This window comes from Rhodococcus sp. BH5 (assembly GCF_027583855.1).
Taxonomy (GTDB): domain Bacteria; phylum Actinomycetota; class Actinomycetes; order Mycobacteriales; family Mycobacteriaceae; genus Rhodococcus_F; species Rhodococcus_F qingshengii.
Map to the genome: position 1 here is coordinate 59,491 of NZ_JAJHVW010000003.1, position 16,658 is coordinate 76,148.

A 16,658-nucleotide genomic window follows, 5' to 3' on the forward strand; every position below is an offset into this window, starting at 1 on the left:
TAAAGCCCATGAGCGTTGCAAACGAATGGAGCCGAATCGAAGCGTGGTGCCGTACACACGCACCGGTGACGGCTGCAGCGTTTCAACCAGGACTCGGTGACGCCGTTATCGAGGAATTCGAAGCCTCGACCGGCGTCACGTGGCCACAGGAACTTCGCGACCTGTATCGGGTCCACAACGGCAGCCTGACCCACGACGACCGGACCGGCCGCTTTCTCGGCAGCGCGCTCCCGGACAAATTCTTCTACCCCATCGACGTCGCAACAGAAGTTCGTCTCACGCTGCTCGAAACGTGGGACGAGACGATCTACGAGAATCCAGACCTCTACGCCGAGGACGAGATGGATCGACACGATCAACGCGACGCAGGCACTGCCGCAACCATGTTCATCCCCTCGTTCGTTCCCTTCGCCGGACTGGACGAGTACCACTACTTCGTGGACACCCGCAGCGGCGCACTCCACCATTGTGTGACCGAGTATGCCTCGGACGCCACTGACAACGGGGGTCCGATCTGGGCGTCCATCTCGGTAATGCTGGCCGCCCATGCCGTAGCGCTGGAAACAGGATCAACGATCGGAGTGTGGAAACCCGTTGTCAGCAAGGGTGTTCTGGAATGGGAAGTCGACGCATGACGCCCAAGCAGGATCCGACCCGTCGCACCCTCGCCGACGGGCGTCAGATCTTCTACTTCGACGATGCCGGCAGTACCCGCACCCACTCTGCGCGAGATTCCCGCGAATTGCCGGCTCTCGACCACTCGTCTCGGATGAGATTCGACGTTCTCACCGGGGAGTGGATCACCATGGCTTCGCATCGCATGACACGGACTCATCTCCCCTCCGCCGACGAATGCCCGTTGTGCCCGACCGACGAAACACGCACGCCCACAGAGATACCCGACGGAGGCTACGACGTCGCGGTGTTCGAGAATCGGTTTCCGAGCTTTGCCGCGGCGCCCGAGGAAGCCATTGACAGTCCCGGAGACGGTGTGGGCGATCGCCCAGCGGCCGGCCACTGCGAAGTGATGTGCTTCTCGAGCGATCACACGGCGGCCGTCGCCGAGCTTCCACTCGAACGCATGCGCACGATTGTGGGTGCCTGGATTTCTCGGACCGAAGAGTTGTCGGCGGATCCGCTTGTGGAACAAGTGTTCTGCTTCGAGAACCGCGGCGAAGAAATCGGGGTGACACTCACCCATCCACACGGACAGATCTACGCATACCCGTATGTCACGCCACGCACCCGATCGATGCTGACGCAGGCGCACAAACACTTCGAGCGCACCGGTCGCTCACTACTCGCCGATGTTCTGGCGTTCGAGCGCGAGGACAAGGCCCGGTTGATCTACGACGGCGATCACTGGAGCGCCTACGTCCCGACCGCCGCACGATGGCCCATCGAGATTCACCTGGCACCGCACCGAGACGTCCCGGACCTTCCCTCGCTGAACGACCAAGAGCGCGAAGAGCTTGCGGTCGTCTACCAAGATCTCCTACGCCGTATCGATCGCTTCTATCCGGGCGTCGACCGGGTACCGTACATCGCGGCTTGGCACCAAGCTCCCGTCCGCATCAACCGACCTCTGGGCCGACTGCATCTTCAGCTGTTCTCGATCTTGCGCGCACCGGGCAAACTCAAATACCTCGCCGGGTCCGAGTCCGCCATGGGCGCCTGGGTGAACGACACCGTTCCCGAGGCAGTCGCGGCCCGCCTGCGGGAGTTGAAATAGTGGATACGGTCTCGAACAATTCTGTGCTCCAACAGTTTCACGCCACCTACGGCTATCCGGCAACCGGAGTTTGGGCGGCACCCGGTCGAGTCAACCTGATCGGTGAACACACGGACTACAACGGTGGATTGTGCCTACCGGTCGCTCTCGAGCAGCGAACACTGGTTGCCGTCGCACTGCGCAGCGACGGGGTCGTCCGCGTGCACAGTCGGCAATCCGCCGAGACGTACACCGGGCCCCTCGGCGACATCGCCACAGGGTGGGCCGCCTACCCCACAGCCGTTCTGTGGTCTCTTGCGCGCAGAGGCCTCCCGATCGAAGGAATCGATCTTGCCGTCGACTCGTCGGTACCGGTCGGGGCCGGGCTGTCGAGCTCCGCTGCCCTCACCTGTTCGGTTGCGTTGGCCGTCAATGAACTTCATGATTCACCTTTCGCCCGCGATGAGCTGGTACAGGTGTGCATCCAGGCCGAGAACGACGGCGTCGGCGCACCGACCGGAGGGATGGATCAAACCATTGCCCTCTTTGCTCAGCCCTCGACCGCGCTCCTGCTGGACTGCCAGGACGGATCCACCGAACCCATACCTTTCGAACTCCACGGTGCAGGGTACGAACTGATCGCCATCGACACCCGGGTCAAACACTCGCTCGCAGACGGACAGTACGGAATGCGGCGCTCTCAATGCGTCGCTGCAGCAGCAGCTCTCGGCGTCGGCAGCTTGCGAGAGGCTACAGCAGGCCAGGCCGAGACAGTGCGAGACCCGATCCCCCGGGCGCGGGCACGGCACGTCGTGACCGAGATCGAGAGGACGCGGAAGACCGCAGAACTTCTGCGCAACAGCAGATTCAGTGACGTCGGCGAGCTGTTCGACAACTCGCACGCCTCGTTGCGCGACGACTTCGAGGTCTCGTGTGAAGAACTCGACGTCGCCGTTGCCGCAGCACGACGCGGCGGCGCGATCGGTGCGCGGATGACCGGCGGCGGATTCGGAGGCTCGGCCATCGCGCTGGTTCCGGAAGGAAGCGGAGCGGAGGTCATCGCATCGGTGAGCCGCGACTTTGCGGCGCGAGGTTGGCGAGCACCACACTTTCTCGGCGTCGTTGCCGGGGGTTCGGCCGCCCGTCTCTGAGCGAACGGCACGTTCAGCGCACTGGAGGCGCCGAACGTACCGTTCGCCCTGGTTGGGGCACCTCGAGATCCCCCTCACATAAATAGTCATCTCAGATGCGAATTATGTAGGTTCAGATCATGCAACTGACGCAGTTCACCGATCTGGGATTGCGCGTCGTCATGCGGTTGGCCGTACTCGACGCGGATGCCTCCCCCAGCACTCGGGATGTTGCGCAGCAGCTCAACGTGTCGTATTCCCATGCCACCAAGGTGGTTACACGGCTCGGTGAGCTCGGCATCGTGACAACCAGGCGCGGCCGCGGCGGTGGGCTTTCCATCACCGAACTCGGCCGCACCGCCACCATCGGCTGGCTGGCCAGACGCCTCGAAGGCCCGGGTGAAGTCGTCGACTGCGAAGGCGACAAACCGTGCCCATTGCGCGGAGGTTGCCTCCTTCGAAGTGCGTTGCGCGAAGCACAGGAAGCGTTTTTCGTTTCACTCGACGCGGTCACGATCGAAGACGTCATCCGGCAGCCGTCCAAAACTGTCCTGCTACGCCTCACCACCCGGAGCGACGAAGCAGGCTGATCAATCGAATTTCGACCGAACGGAGCAGCTCATGCTTTCCCCACAGTCAACCGAGGTCATTCGCGCCACCCTTCCCGTGGTCGGCGCCGCCATCGGCGATATCACAACCCTGTTCTACCGCAAGATGTTCGACGCACATCCTGAACTCGAACGTGATTTGTTCAATCGCGGCAATCAGAAGCAGGGCGAACAGCAGAAGGCTCTCGCCGGCGCCATCGCGGCATTCGCGACGCTTCAGCTCGAGCCGGACAGCGCCAAGGTCGATCTCATACTTTCACGTATCGCCCACAAGCATGCGTCGCTGGGAATCACGCCCGACCAGTACGCAATCGTGCACGAACACCTCTTTGCCGCGATCGTCGAAATACTCGGCGATGCAGTCACTCCCGACGTCGCAGCAGCCTGGGACGAGGTCTACTGGCTGATGGCGGAAACCCTCATCACGATGGAGCGTGGCCTCTACCAACTCGCCGGCGTGGACGCCGGTGACGTCTGGCGCACAGTCAGGATCAGTGAACGAGTTCTTCAGTCCGCCGACACCGTCTCACTGACGCTCACGTCGCTCGACGGCAGTGCACTCCCCACCTTCGCTCCCGGACAGTATCTTTCGGTCGGGGTTACGCTGCCCGACGGCGCCCGCCAGATCCGCCAATACAGCCTGTGTTCGATACCGAGCAGCGCAGACTGGCGGATCAGCGTCAAGCGAATCTCCGGAACTCGCGATGGCGAAGTGTCGAACTTCCTCTACAACAACGTATTCGAAGGCCAAGAACTCTCCGTCACCACACCTTTCGGTGATCTCACCATGCCGGACGACAACTCGCCGCTCCTGCTCGCGTCGGCCGGAATCGGTTGCACACCGATGATCGGGATGCTCAATCATCTCGTGGACACCGGCGCTGACCGTCCGGTATCTGTCATCCATGCGGATCGATCCATTGCGGATCACGCGCACCGCGCAGAACTCAGCACACTCGTCGACCAGATTCCCGCCGCAACCCTGCACCGTTGGTACGAGGATCTCGGCACGCACGTTGCGTTCGGATCGGTTCACGAAGGACGGGCGGATTTGCAAGGTATTGCAGTGGAGCCCGATACCCAAGCCTTCCTTTGCGGGCCGATGCCGTTCATGTTGGCGATGCGCGCCTCGTTGCTCGAACGGGACGTCCCGGCGCAGAATATCCACTACGAGGTCTTCGGGCCCGACAGCTGGGCCAACACCTGAGCGGACCACTGCCTGCGAACTGGACCTTGGCGCGCCACAGTAATCCCTTGTGTACTCGACGGAACATACGTACCGAGTAGTGGGAGACCGGCATGATCACGTCAGCGTCGATGACGGGAGTCGCGCTGATCGCCCTGGCGATGGTTCTGACACCGGGCCCCAACATGATCTATCTGGTGTCCCGCAGCATCAGCCAGGGCCGCCGGGCAGGTTTGATCTCGCTCGGCGGAGTCGCAACCGGTTTCCTGGTCTACCTCACCGCCACGTGTGCAGGGCTGACGGCGGTTCTCTTCGCCGTACCAACGGTGTTCACCGCGGTGAAAATCGGTGGTGCCCTGTACCTGGCCTATCTCGCCTGGTCGACACTCCGACCAGGTGGGAAGTCCGCTTTCGAGGTGGGCGAGGTCGACCGCCACGGTAGCGGCCGTCTGTTCGGGATGGGGTTGACCACCAATCTGCTCAATCCCAAGATTGCGCTGATGTACGCGGCCCTGATCCCCCAGTTCGTCGATCCCACTGCGGGTCCGGTCTGGCAACAGGCACTCGTACTCGGCGGCGTGCAGATCCTGGTCGCAGTCACCGTCAACGCGTTGATCGTGTGCTGTGCGGCAGCCGTGTCGACCTTCCTCATGGCGCGTCCGGTGTGGATGCGGGCTCAGAAATGGCTAGCGGGTGGCATTCTCGGAATCTTCGCCACCCGCATGGCCCTGGAGTAGTTTCAGTCCTTCGGACGTTGGTCGATCAGACGACGCGCTTTGCCGATCGAGCGTTCGAGTCCGCCGGGTTCGAGAACGCTCACCTCGACCGTGACACCGATCTTGTTCTTCACCAGCTTCTGCAACGCCGAAGACGCTGCCGCATGATCGGAAATTGCCGCGTCAGGGCGAGCCTCGACGCGCACTGTCAGAGTATCCATCCGGCCCGGACGCTCCAGCACACACTGGAATTGGGGTGCCAGGGCGGGGACGGTCAGGATCAGCTCTTCGATCTGTGTGGGGAACAGATTGACCCCACGCAGGATGATCATGTCGTCGGTCCGGCCGGTGACCTTCTGCATCCGACGCATGGAGCGCGCCGTACCGGGCAACAGACGGGTCAGGTCCCTGGTTCGGTAGCGAATGATGGGCAGCGCTTCCTTGGTGAGAGAGGTGAAAACCAGCTCACCTTCTTCACCGTCCGGCAGCACTTCGCCCGTGACCGGATCGATGATCTCCGGGTAGAAGTGGTCTTCCCAGATATGGAGCCCGTCTTTGGTTTCCACACATTCCATTGCCACACCCGGGCCCATGATCTCGGAGAGTCCGTAGATGTCGACCGCATGCATGTCGAGTTGCTGTTCCAGCTCGGTACGCATCTGTTCGGTCCACGGCTCCGCTCCGAAAACTCCCACCCTCAGTGAGGTCTTCGAGGGATCGATGCCTTTCTTGATCATCGCATCCACGATGGTCAACATGTACGACGGAGTCACCATGATGGCGTCGGGCTCGAAGTCCTCGATCAGTTGAATCTGCCGCTCGGTCATGCCACCGGACATGGGAATGACCGTGCAGCCCAAGCGCTCCGCACCGTAGTGTGCTCCCAACCCACCGGTGAACAGACCGTACCCGTAAGCCACGTGAACCTTGTCCGAAGACCGCACGCCGCCGGCCGAGAGACTGCGCGCGATGAGATCGGCCCAGTTGTTCAGGTCGTTGCTCGTGTACCCCACCACCGTCGGGCGACCGGTGGTCCCCGAAGACGCGTGAATTCGCGAGACCCGGTCCTGTGGCACCGCAAACATCTTGAACGGATAGTTCTCACGCAGATCCGCTTTGGTGGTGAAGGGAAACTTCGCGAGATCGCTCAGATCCTTCAAGTCGCTCGGGTGGACGCCGGCGTCGTCGAAAGCTTTGCGGTAGTGCGGAACATTGGTGTACGCGTGCATCAGGGACCATTGCATCCGCTCGAGTTGGAGCGTCGAAATGCGGTCCCGACTGGCAAATTCGATTTCTTGCGAAGTAGCAGTGACGAGTTCGGTCATGATTGTCTCCGGTGGGCTCAGTGAGGGCGCTGTGCGGGCGGTCAGGCGTCGAAATCGACTGTTATCTGTTCACCGACAGGGAAGGTCTGGCAGGTCAGTACGAAACCCGCGTCGACTTCGTAGTCTTCGAGTGCGTAGTTCCTGCGCATCTCGACGTCACCGCAGGTGACCTTGGCGCGACACGTTCCACAGACCCCGCCCTTGCACGCGAAGGGCAGATCCGATCGGTACTGTTCCGCTGCATCGAGAATCGACTGGTCTCGCGGAAGTGTCGCGGTGGTCGATCGACCGTCGAGCGTGATGGTGACCTCGCTGCCTGGTCCCACAATTCCGGGCTCACGATGCACTGCAACCGGCGGAGCGACGTCGTCGACGTAGAACAGCTCGTGATGGATGCGATCCTTGGCAATTCCCAAGCCGGCCAGTACTTCCTGGGCGTCGTCGACCATCCCGAACGGACCACACAACCAGAAGCCGTCGACCTGGTCGCACGGAACGAGAGAGGTGAAGATCTCGCGCAACCGGTCGGCGTCGAGACGGCCCGAGAACAACTCGACCTCGCGCGGCTCGCGAGAGAGAACATGAATAACGTCCAGGCGTGCACCGTACCGGTCCTTCAGGTCGGCGATTTCTTCGGCAAACATGACCGAACGGGTGCGCCTGTTCCCGTACAGCAGGGTGACATCGGCCTCGGGGTTCACCAGCAGTGTTGCAGCGATGGACAACATGGGCGTGATTCCGGAGCCCGCCGCGATCAGAACGTGCCGTCCACCCAATGCCGGATCGGCGACAAAATTGCCAGATGGGCCCTGGACGTCGATTCGATCCCCGGCCTTGACGTCTCGCACCAACCAGGAGGAGAAGAGTCCGTCTGCCACTTCGCGAACCCCCACCCGTGGAGACGCCCCTACCGGTGCACAGATCGAGTAGGAGCGACGGTGTTCGACGCCGTCGATCATCCGCCGCAGTGTCAGTGACTGCCCGGCGCCGAAGTCGAATTGATCGGCGATATCGGCAGGCACGTCGAAGGTGACGGCAACTGCGTCGTCGCACAGTGATTCGACACCGGCGACCGTCAACGGGTGAAATGGTTTGTTCCGGTTCGTCGTTGCAGTACTCATCTGTTCAGATCTCCTTCACGTGATCGAACGGCTCGAGGCAGTCGAGGCAGCGATAGAGCGCTTTGCACAGGGTCGCACCGAATTCCGAACTCAGTCTGGTGTTTGCCGAACCGCACTGGGGGCACAGGATGTCGCGCGGCTTGGCCGTCAAGGTCAAGGCGATCGGGCCGGAGGTGCGACGCGGCGCGGCCCCCGGCACCGAGTACCCGGCCGTCCGAAGTTTCGCGAGCCCCTCTTCGCTGATCCAATCCGAACTCCAAGGCGGCGACAGTTGAGTCTTGATCTGGACGCTGCCGTACCCCGCGTCGGTCAGCTTGTGCTCGATGTCGTCTCGCATCGTCGCCATCGCCGGACACCCGGAATAGGTGGGAGTGATTGTCACACAGACCAAGTTCGCTTCGACGTCGACCGATCGGATGACGCCGAGATCGGCCAAGGTCAACAGTGGCATCTCCGGATCCATCACCGAGGCGACGATCTCCTGCGCCGAAGAGACAGTAGCGGAAGAGACGGTAGCGGCAGTCACGGTCACCACACCCCTTCCGGATGCTCCCGAGCGACGCTCTGCATTTCGGGGAGAAGTAGCCCCAGTGCCCCGGTGTGCAGTCCGGCACGCCCGCCGCGGCCGCCGACGAAACCGGAGAAACGCGAAGGGGGCTCTTCCATTTCGGCTGCATGGAGGACCTGGGCAAGAACAGCGTCGAACTCCGGCCGAACAGTACGCGGATCCACTCCGACGCCAACTTCTGCCAAAACGAGTTCGTCCTGGGTGGGAACAAAGAGTTCGTCCACGAACGGGAAGATCTCGAGCAGGGCCGCGGCAGTCCGACGCTTGGATTCTGCCGTGCCGGCGCCCAACGTGACGACCCATCTTGCCGCGTAGTCGCGGTGGTAGGTCAGTTCTTTGATGCCCTTGTTCGCCACAGCTGCGAGAACCGGATCGCGCGACATGCGCAGCCGATCGAACAGCGCCAGCCGCCAGGTCGAGAACACGAGTAGCCGAACGACCGTGTGCGCGAAGTCGCCGTTGGCGAGCTCCACCAGTCTCACGTTGCGGAAACCGAACTGATCACGAAAGAAGGCGAGCGCATCTTCGGCCGGCACCGGTGACGTATCGGAGATGAACGGAACCACAGTGGAATCGGCTGCTGCCGCGCGAGCCAGCAGCAGCCTGGCCTGCCCGATCAGATCCAGACCGACATTCGCGAGAGCTACCTCTTCTTCGAGTTCCGGTGCCCGCGTCGACCATTCGGCGAGGCGCTGCGAACTGACGAGCGCGTCGTCGCCGAGCATGAGGCAGTAGCGCGCCAGCGCACCGAGATCGACGTCATCCGGCACCGTGGTGTCGACTCCGGCGAGGGGGTCGTCGAAGCTGGTTCCGAACGCCCACTGACCGTGGCCGTCGCCGTCGACCAGGCCGTCGTAGGCACTGTCGTGATCGTTCATCTGTTGGTCCTCGAAGTCGAAGTGATTCTCACATGTGCGGAACGGAGTCCGGGATGTCGTAGAAAGTCGGGTGCCGGTAGACCTTGTCGCCGCTCGGCGCGAAGAACGGATCCTTTTCTGCCGGACTCGAAGCCACGATGTTCGCTGACGGCACGACCCAGATGCTCACGCCTTCGTTACGTCTGGTGTAGACGTCGCGCGCGTGGCGTAGGGCCATCTGATCGTCTGCCGCGCGCAGGGATCCGACATGCACGTGGTTCAGTCCGCGCTTTCCCCTCAGAAATACCTCGTACAAAGGCCATTCGCCCCGCACCTGATCGCGCTGTACCTGATCGTTCTCGCTCATGATGTTTCCCCAGTCGTGCGATCGTGCGCGAGTCTCTCGCGCTGTGCAAAGGCGTACGCGGCGTCGCGAACCCAGGCCCCGTTGTCGTGTGCGGCTTTCCGATTGGTGATCCGCTCGACGCTCGCCGCTCCGTTGCCGCGGACCACGTCCATGAATTCGCTCCAGTCCGGCTCGCCGAAATCGTGTGCGCCACGCTCGGGGTTCCAGCGCAGGTCGGGATCAGGGAAGGTCACACCGAGTATCTCGGCCTGCGGTATCGACATGTCCACGAATCGTTGCCGCAGTTCGTCGTTCGTGTGCCGCTTGATGCGCCACTTCATCGACTGCTCGGTGTTCGGCGATTCGTCGTCCGGCGGTCCGAACATCATCAGAGCGGGCCACCACCATCGGTCGACGGCTTCCTGCACCATTGCCCGTTGAGCGTCCGTGCCGCGCATCATCGTCGCCAACAGCTCGAAGCCTTGCCGCTGATGGAACGATTCCTCCTTGCACACACGGATCATCGCGCGCGCATACGGCCCGAAGGAGCTGCGGCACAGCGGAACCTGATTGCAGATAGCAGCTCCGTCGACCAGCCAGCCGATCACACCCACGTCGGCGTATGTCAGCGTCGGATAGTTGAAGATCGAGGAGTACTTCTGCTTTCCCTCGATCAGTTTGGTGGTCAGATCGCCACGATCGGCACCGAGCGTCTCGGCCGCGGAGTAGAGATACAGACCGTGCCCGGCTTCGTCCTGGACCTTCGCCATCAGGATCGCCTTGCGTCGCAACGAAGGCGCACGGGTGAGCCAGTTTCCCTCGGGCTGCATTCCGATGATTTCGGAGTGCGCATGCTGGGCAACCTGACGGATCAGAGTCTTGCGGTAGCCGTCCGGCATCCAGTCGCGAGGCTCGATGCGCTGGTCTGCCGCGATCGTCTCGTCGAACAGGTTCTGCAGGTCTTGTGGAGCTTCCACGTTGGTCATCGTACCTACCTTTTATTACCGAATGATCGGTTGGTAACTAGTATGCACCGAGGTGTCCCAGCACACAAGAGAATCTTTCGCCGCACCAGAAATCAGCGGCCCTCGAAAACCGGCTTCTGCTTCGACAGGAAAGCCGTGACTGCGCCTCGATGATCTGCCGTGGAACCCAGCTCCACCTGTGCGTTCGCCTCGGCCGCCAGCGTCTGGGAAAGCCCAAGAGCAACGGCACGGATCAGCGATTTCACGTGGGCGAAGGCCGCGGTGGGTCCGTCGGCAAGCCGACGCGCGAGTACCCGAGCCTCAGCTGCGACGTCCTCGTCGGCCACCACGCGATGAACCAAGCCCCACTCCAGCGCGCTCTGCGCGTCGAACTTGTCGCCGAGCAACATCAGGCCACTGGCGCGGCTAGGTCCGAGCGCGTGCACGAGCGCATGACTGAGCCCGGAGTCACTGGCCAGACCGATGCCGGTGAATGCCGTCGCAAAGCTCGCGCGAGCCCCCACGACACGGATGTCTCCGGCCAACGCGATTCCCAACCCGGCCCCGACGCAGGCTCCGCCGATACCCACCACCACCGGGACAGAGAGCGTCGACAGTGCCGTGACGATGGGGTTGTAGTGCGCCTCGACGGTATCCATCGCGTGCGCCGGATCAGCATCCAACGCTGCGGCGTGCTCGCCCAGATCCTGACCGACGCAGAAGTTCTTGCCTTCGGCGAGAATCAACACCGCTCGAACCTCTGCGTCCGCGTGGACCTGCAGCAACGCTTCGAGCAGCTGAGACTTCATTTCGCCGTTGACGGCATTGGCGGCCTTGGGTCGGTCGAGAGTGATTGTCGCCAAACCTCGCTCGATCTCCAAGCGAATCACGTCAGTCATCGATGTTCCTTTCGCAGGCAGTTCGGTTCAGCTCCATGTGTGAAAACCCTGTCCCGTCTTGCGCCCCAACTCGCCGCGAGCCACCTTCTCTCGCAGCAGTGCTGGAGGTGCAAATCGATCACCGAGCGTGCTCGCGAGGTGTTCGGCGATCGCCAGGCGCACATCCAACCCGACCAGATCTGTCGAACGCAGCGGGCCCATCGGATGCCGATACCCCAATTCCATTGCTCGGTCGATCGATTCCGCGTCCGCCACACCCTCTTCGAGCATGCGGATGGCTTCGAGCCCGAGACCGACACCAAGCCGGCTGGTTGCAAAACCAGGTGAGTCGTTGACGAGCACCTCGGCTTTGCCGAGCATCGACACCCATGCTCGTACCGAGTCGACAACCTCGGGGCGGGTCTGAGGCGCCCGGACGATCTCGACCAACAGCGACGCCGGGACTGGATTGAAGAAGTGCATACCGATGAACCGGCCCGGATCCGTCAGCGCTGCGCCGAGTTCGGCGATCGACATGGAACTGGTGTTGCTGGCGATCACGGTGCTTTCTCCGGCAACGGTTTCCGCAGCGGCGAGCACCTCGACCTTGAGGGCCGCAATTTCCGGGACCGCCTCGACGATCAGGTCGAGCGACGGCGGCAACGAGGTCACTGCGTCCACGGTGCTCACGCGCGCCAGCACCGTCGCGGGGTCCTGGTCGTCGAGTTTCCCTCGCTCGTGAGCTCTGTCGAGGCCGGCGGAAACACGCTGCAACGCGGCCGCGGTGTCGCCACTCTCCGCGATGGTGACCGCCCCGCCGAGACTGGCGAACACCTGGGCGATACCCGCACCCATGCGTCCACCGCCGATGACTCCGACGGTCTTCGGTGCAACTGCTTCAGTCATGATTTCTTCTCCAGGAAGGCCGTCATGCGATCGCGCTTGTCCGAACTCTCGAACAGGACGGCCTGGGCGATGTCGTCGGCAAACGGATGCGATCCCGGCGCATCGACGATGATCTTGGTCAATCGCAGTGCCAGCGGGGACAGTCGGGAAATGCGGTCGAGCAGCCGATGCGCTGCGTCGACGTGGCAGTTCGGTTCGGTTACCTCGACAACCAGGCCCGCTCGTAGCGCCTGCTCGGCGTCGAGGTTCCTGGCACCGAGGAGCACCTGCTTCGCGATCGAGACGCCGACGAGCTTCGGCAATCGATAGCTGGCGCCGGCGGCTGCCATTATGCCGAGATTGGGCTCCGGATTCCCGAAGACCGCCGTCGTTGTCGCGATGCGAATGTCGCAGGCGTAGGTCAACTCTGCCCCACCGCCGAGCGCGTAGCCGCTCACGGCGGCCACGGTGGGAAGCGGGAGCTTTCCGATTCGGTCGAACAGCGTGCGGTTGATACCCGCGAACGCTTCCTCTCGTCCGCGCTCTCGGAGCTCCGCGATGTCAGCGCCGCCTGCGAAGTGGTCGCCGCGCCCCGCAAGCAGGAGCAGCTTCGGATCCCGTTCGAGGCGTCCACAAACCTGATGCAGTTCGTCGATCATTTCCGCGTTGATCGCATTGCGTTGCGCGGGCCTGTCGAGGGTGACCACGACGCGATCCTCGCGCTCGTCCACGTGCAGGGTGTTCACATTCGCTCCTTCTCGCTCTTCTCCATTAGTAACCGAACATTCGGTCGTTTGGCAAGGGTGAGAACGAGGATGGTGCACAGCTTTGCCCGAACTGAGAAGATGGGGACATGACTACGGCACGCCCCACTCGACGCACCGGCCTCCCCGGACGTCCCGGCTACGACCTCGATTCGCTCCTGGCCGTGGCCGTGAAGGTGTTCAACGACAAGGGCTACGACGGCGCCAGCATGGAGGTGCTCGCCAAGAAACTCGGCATCACGAAGTCCTCGATCTACCACCATGTGTCCGGAAAGTCAGAACTTCTCGAACTCGCCCTTTCGCGTGCACTCAACGCCCTGTTTGCGGTCACGACCGAAGAGGGCGCCACCACCGGTCCGTACATCGACCGGCTCGAATACCTGGTCCGGCGCAGCGTAGAGGTGCTGGTCGCAGAGCTTCCATACGTCACCCTGCTCCTGCGCGTCCGCGGCAACACGACGGTCGAGCGCGCCGCGCTAGCTCGTCGACGCGAATTCGACAACTTCGTCGGAGGTCTCGTCGCGTCCGCCGCAGCGGAGGGAGACTTGCGCCCGGACATCGAACCAGCCCTCGCCAGCAAGCTGATGTTCGGCACCGTCAACTCACTGATCGAGTGGTACAAACCCCGAGCGGGTGAGTCCGTCTCCGACATCGCCGACGCGGTCGTCGCCGTCACTTTCGACGGACTTCGCAAGGCCTGACTCCAGGCAGTTCTGCCGAATCCTTGACAACGCGGCGTTACCGGGCGATCGTAATTACCGACCGAACGTACGGTGATATGGAGTTGTCGTGAGCAGACTGTTGGAAAGCTATGTGGCCGGTCAGTGGTACGCCGCACCGGACGCAGGTACCCCGTTGCCGAGCGCAGTGGACGGATCGGAGGTGGCCCGGATCTCCGCAACCGGCATCGACCTCGCCGAGATGGTTACGTACGCCCGCGAGGTCGGCGGGCCTGCACTGTCCGCGATGACCTTCCACGAACGTGCCGGCGCGCTCAAGGCTCTCGCCCTCACGTTGATGGCAGGAAAAGCCGAGTTCTACACACTCTCCACTGCCACCGGTGCGACGACGCGAGATTCCGGGGTGGACATCGACGGCGGATTCGGGACCCTGCTGAGCTACGCGAGCAAGGCTCGGCGCGAATTGCCCGACAGCACAGTCTTTCTGGACGGAAACGTCGAGCCTCTCGGCAAAGGCGGAACCTTCCTCGGGCAACACATCTATACATCACGTCGCGGCGTCGCCGTGCAGATCAACGCCTTCAATTTCCCGGTGTGGGGGTTCCTGGAGAAGCTGGCACCGGCATTCATCGCGGGGGTGCCGTCCATCGTCAAACCTGCCAGTTCCACGGCATATCTCACCGAACTCGTCTTCCGGCGCATCATCGAGTCAGGCTTGCTCCCAGAGGGTTCCGTCCAACTGCTCTCCGGTAGTGCACGCGGCCTCCTCGATCACCTCGGCGGGCAGGACTCAGTGGCATTCACCGGATCCGCCGACACCGCGGCAACGCTGCGTGCTCACCCGAACGTCGTCGGCAAGGGCGTCCATTTCAATGCCGAAGCCGATTCACTCAACGCGTCGATCCTCGGCGAGGACGCCGTACCAGGAACGCCCGAATTCGATTTGTACGTCAAACAACTCGTCACCGAGATGACGGTCAAGGCGGGCCAGAAGTGCACGGCGATCCGGCGCGCCCTGGTCCCGCTCTCGCTGGTCGACGCCGTTGTCGATGCCGCATCCGAGCGACTGAACAAAGTGGTCGTGGGACACCCCGATGCTGATGGCGTCACTATGGGAGCTCTCGCCAGCATCGAACAGCGTGACGAGGTCTTGAAATCCATTCGCGGTCTGACGAAGTCGGCAACTATCGTATTCGGAGACCCGGACAACGTCGACGTGGTCGGTGCCGACGGCCAGTCAGGAGCCTTCCTTTCCCCAGTCCTTCTCCGGGCGGAAGAGAATGCGCACGAGGTACACGAACTGGAGGCCTTCGGACCCGTCAGCACCGTCATCGGATACGACGGCATCGATCATGCGATCGAACTCGCGGCCCGTGGCGAGGGAAGCCTCGTCGCCTCGGTGGTCACTACCGACACCGACATCGCACGTCGACTGGTGCTGGGCCTCGCAGCTTTTCACGGCAGAGTGCTCGTCCTGAACCGCGACGACGCCAAGGAATCCACCGGCCACGGCTCTCCCCTTCCAGTCCTCGTACACGGCGGTCCCGGCCGTGCCGGCGGCGGTGAGGAGCTGGGTGGCATCCGCGGAGTTCTGCACCACATGCAGCGGACCGCCGTACAGGGCACACCCGACGTCCTCACCGCAGTCGGCGAGCGCTGGTTCACCGGATCGCAGCGCACGACCGGATCCGAACATCCATTCCGAAAGAGTCTCGCCGAGTTGAAGATCGGTGACACTGTTGTCGGCGGTCCGCGCCAGGTCACACTCGCAGACATCGATCATTTTGCAGAGTTCACCGGTGACACCTTCTACGCTCACACCGATCCGGTGGCCGCTGCGGCGAATCCACTCTTCGGCGGCATCGTCGCGCACGGCTATCTTGTTGTCTCACTCGCTGCGGGCCTGTTCGTCGACCCGGCTCCCGGCCCGGTTCTCGCGAACTTCGGCGTGGACAGCCTCAGGTTCCTGACTCCGGTCAAAGCCGAAGACAGCCTGACGGTCACCCTCACAGCCAAGACCATCACACCTCGCAGCAGCGCAGACTACGGTGAGGTTCGTTGGGACGCCGTGGTGACGAACCAGGACAACGATCCGGTCGCGACATACGACGTCCTGACTCTGGTAGCCAAGACTCGCCCCGAAGGGAATTGAAAGCACATGACCTATCGAGTAGCAGTGTGTTACGGACGCCCCACCGATCCGGAGGCTTTCGACAAGTACTACAACGAGATCCACGTCCCGCTCGCCAGCGCAGTGCCAGGGCTCTCGGACTTCACGTTCAGCAAGTGCTCGACGCTGGACGGCTCCGATCCAGTCTTCTATGCCGTCGCCAACCTCGTGTTTCCCGATCTCGAGACGATGCAGAGCGGCCTGAAGTCCCCGGAGATGGGCGCCGCTGGAAAAGATGTCGCAAACTTTGCCACCGGCACGGTCGACATGTATGTCCAGGAAGTTGTCTCGGTCCTCTAGACCCCTGCAATTTCCCGATCACACAGGAGTTGTCTCGTGAGTACAGGAAGCATCACCGCCAGAGAGATGTTCGACGCGGACCAGGCATCGCAGGCACTCGGTATCGAGATTTCCGAGCTGGCGCCCGGTAGCGCAACCGTGACCGTCACCGTGGGCGAAACCATGGTGAACGGTCACGGAATCACACACGGCGGTTATGTTTTCCTGCTCGCGGACACCGCGTTTGCGCTCGCCTGCAACGGCTACGAGGATTCAGCCGTTGCAGCGCGCGCGGACATCAGATTTCTGCGTCCGACCCGTCTGGGCGACACCTTGACCGCGGTCGCCACCGAGAAGGCTCGAGGCGGCCGAAGTGGGATCTACGACGTGACCGTTCGCAATGGCGACACCGTCGTGGCCGAGTTCCGCGGCGACAGTCGAACCATCACCCGCTGAAATTCAGCCCACG

19 protein-coding genes are annotated in these 16,658 nt (G+C 62.5%); 10 read left to right on the top strand and 9 right to left on the bottom strand.

All coding sequences use genetic code 11. The annotated features are described in order from the left end of the window. The first annotated feature begins 8 nt into the window (after nucleotides 1-8). The 6 genes from RhoBH5_RS09335 to RhoBH5_RS09360 all read left to right on the top strand — a co-directional run bounded on the left by RhoBH5_RS09335 (nucleotide 9) and on the right by RhoBH5_RS09360 (nucleotide 5,372). A complete protein-coding gene (locus RhoBH5_RS09335; protein ID WP_270008184.1) occupies nucleotides 9-635 on the top strand; it encodes an SMI1/KNR4 family protein in 627 nt (208 codons plus the stop codon). Next, a complete protein-coding gene (gene galT / locus RhoBH5_RS09340) occupies nucleotides 632-1,732 on the top strand; it encodes a galactose-1-phosphate uridylyltransferase (protein ID WP_270008302.1) in 1,101 nt (366 codons plus the stop codon). Before RhoBH5_RS09335 ends, galT begins: the two co-directional genes overlap by 4 nt. Beyond that, nucleotides 1,732-2,862, top strand: a complete 1,131-nt coding sequence (gene galK / locus RhoBH5_RS09345) for a galactokinase (protein ID WP_042921549.1) — start codon at nucleotides 1,732-1,734, stop codon at nucleotides 2,860-2,862. The genes galT and galK overlap by 1 nt, the downstream gene beginning before the upstream one ends. Before the next feature lie 119 nt (nucleotides 2,863-2,981). Further along, nucleotides 2,982-3,431, top strand: a complete 450-nt coding sequence (locus tag RhoBH5_RS09350) for an RrF2 family transcriptional regulator (protein ID WP_003943059.1) — start codon at nucleotides 2,982-2,984, stop codon at nucleotides 3,429-3,431. Between the two features lie 31 nt (nucleotides 3,432-3,462). Next, nucleotides 3,463-4,656 (top strand): globin domain-containing protein, encoded by a 1,194-nt coding sequence (locus tag RhoBH5_RS09355; protein ID WP_270008185.1) that lies wholly within the window; start codon nucleotides 3,463-3,465, stop codon nucleotides 4,654-4,656. 92 nt (nucleotides 4,657-4,748) lie between these two features. Then, the gene (locus tag RhoBH5_RS09360) at nucleotides 4,749-5,372 is read left to right on the top strand and encodes a LysE family translocator (protein ID WP_007730629.1); all 624 of its coding nucleotides are present in this window, start codon (nucleotides 4,749-4,751) and stop codon (nucleotides 5,370-5,372) included. A gap of 2 nt (nucleotides 5,373-5,374) precedes the next feature. Here the strand turns inward: RhoBH5_RS09360 and paaK are convergent, their stop codons facing one another. From paaK to RhoBH5_RS09405, 9 genes are all read right to left on the bottom strand, one after another. Continuing rightward, nucleotides 5,375-6,676, bottom strand: coding sequence for a phenylacetate--CoA ligase PaaK (gene paaK, locus RhoBH5_RS09365; protein ID WP_007730627.1), 1,302 nt, complete (start codon nucleotides 6,674-6,676; stop codon nucleotides 5,375-5,377). Between the two features lie 41 nt (nucleotides 6,677-6,717). After that, complete coding sequence (gene paaE, locus RhoBH5_RS09370) at nucleotides 6,718-7,797, bottom strand: 1,2-phenylacetyl-CoA epoxidase subunit PaaE (RefSeq protein ID WP_270008186.1); 1,080 nt, start codon at nucleotides 7,795-7,797, stop codon at nucleotides 6,718-6,720. Nucleotides 7,798-7,801: 4 nt separating this feature from the next. Then, a complete protein-coding gene (paaD, locus tag RhoBH5_RS09375; RefSeq protein WP_047269445.1) occupies nucleotides 7,802-8,260 on the bottom strand; it encodes a 1,2-phenylacetyl-CoA epoxidase subunit PaaD in 459 nt (152 codons plus the stop codon). A 65-nt stretch (nucleotides 8,261-8,325) separates the two neighbouring features. Beyond that, the gene (gene paaC / locus RhoBH5_RS09380; protein WP_270008187.1) at nucleotides 8,326-9,243 is read right to left on the bottom strand and encodes a 1,2-phenylacetyl-CoA epoxidase subunit PaaC; all 918 of its coding nucleotides are present in this window, start codon (nucleotides 9,241-9,243) and stop codon (nucleotides 8,326-8,328) included. A gap of 28 nt (nucleotides 9,244-9,271) precedes the next feature. Next, nucleotides 9,272-9,589 carry a 1,2-phenylacetyl-CoA epoxidase subunit PaaB gene (gene paaB / locus RhoBH5_RS09385; RefSeq protein ID WP_007730622.1) on the bottom strand — a complete coding sequence of 106 codons (318 nt, stop codon included), beginning with the start codon at nucleotides 9,587-9,589 and terminating at the stop codon, nucleotides 9,272-9,274. Next, nucleotides 9,586-10,554, bottom strand: a complete 969-nt coding sequence (paaA, locus tag RhoBH5_RS09390; RefSeq protein ID WP_054187523.1) for a 1,2-phenylacetyl-CoA epoxidase subunit PaaA — start codon at nucleotides 10,552-10,554, stop codon at nucleotides 9,586-9,588. The genes paaB and paaA overlap by 4 nt, the downstream gene beginning before the upstream one ends. 92 nt (nucleotides 10,555-10,646) lie before the next feature. Beyond that, entirely contained in the window at nucleotides 10,647-11,432 is a 786-nt protein-coding gene (locus RhoBH5_RS09395) for an enoyl-CoA hydratase-related protein (protein WP_270008188.1), read from the bottom strand. A gap of 27 nt (nucleotides 11,433-11,459) precedes the next feature. Next, a complete protein-coding gene (locus RhoBH5_RS09400) occupies nucleotides 11,460-12,317 on the bottom strand; it encodes a 3-hydroxyacyl-CoA dehydrogenase family protein (RefSeq protein ID WP_007730617.1) in 858 nt (285 codons plus the stop codon). Next, the gene (locus tag RhoBH5_RS09405) at nucleotides 12,314-13,042 is read right to left on the bottom strand and encodes an enoyl-CoA hydratase/isomerase family protein (protein WP_007730615.1); all 729 of its coding nucleotides are present in this window, start codon (nucleotides 13,040-13,042) and stop codon (nucleotides 12,314-12,316) included. The genes RhoBH5_RS09400 and RhoBH5_RS09405 overlap by 4 nt, the downstream gene beginning before the upstream one ends. 107 nt (nucleotides 13,043-13,149) lie before the next feature. On the opposite strand from RhoBH5_RS09405, the gene RhoBH5_RS09410 reads away from it, so the two are divergent. The 4 genes from RhoBH5_RS09410 (at nucleotide 13,150) to paaI (ending at nucleotide 16,645) form a co-directional block, all read left to right on the top strand. Then, the gene (locus tag RhoBH5_RS09410) at nucleotides 13,150-13,761 is read left to right on the top strand and encodes a TetR/AcrR family transcriptional regulator (protein ID WP_007730612.1); all 612 of its coding nucleotides are present in this window, start codon (nucleotides 13,150-13,152) and stop codon (nucleotides 13,759-13,761) included. An 88-nt stretch (nucleotides 13,762-13,849) separates the two neighbouring features. Next, a complete protein-coding gene (gene paaZ / locus RhoBH5_RS09415) occupies nucleotides 13,850-15,892 on the top strand; it encodes a phenylacetic acid degradation bifunctional protein PaaZ (protein WP_270008189.1) in 2,043 nt (680 codons plus the stop codon). Nucleotides 15,893-15,898: 6 nt separating this feature from the next. Next, entirely contained in the window at nucleotides 15,899-16,210 is a 312-nt protein-coding gene (locus RhoBH5_RS09420; protein ID WP_003943191.1) for an EthD family reductase, read from the top strand. A gap of 66 nt (nucleotides 16,211-16,276) precedes the next feature. After that, the gene (paaI, locus tag RhoBH5_RS09425) at nucleotides 16,277-16,645 is read left to right on the top strand and encodes a hydroxyphenylacetyl-CoA thioesterase PaaI (RefSeq protein WP_046380079.1); all 369 of its coding nucleotides are present in this window, start codon (nucleotides 16,277-16,279) and stop codon (nucleotides 16,643-16,645) included. Nucleotides 16,646-16,658: the final 13 nt, after the last annotated feature.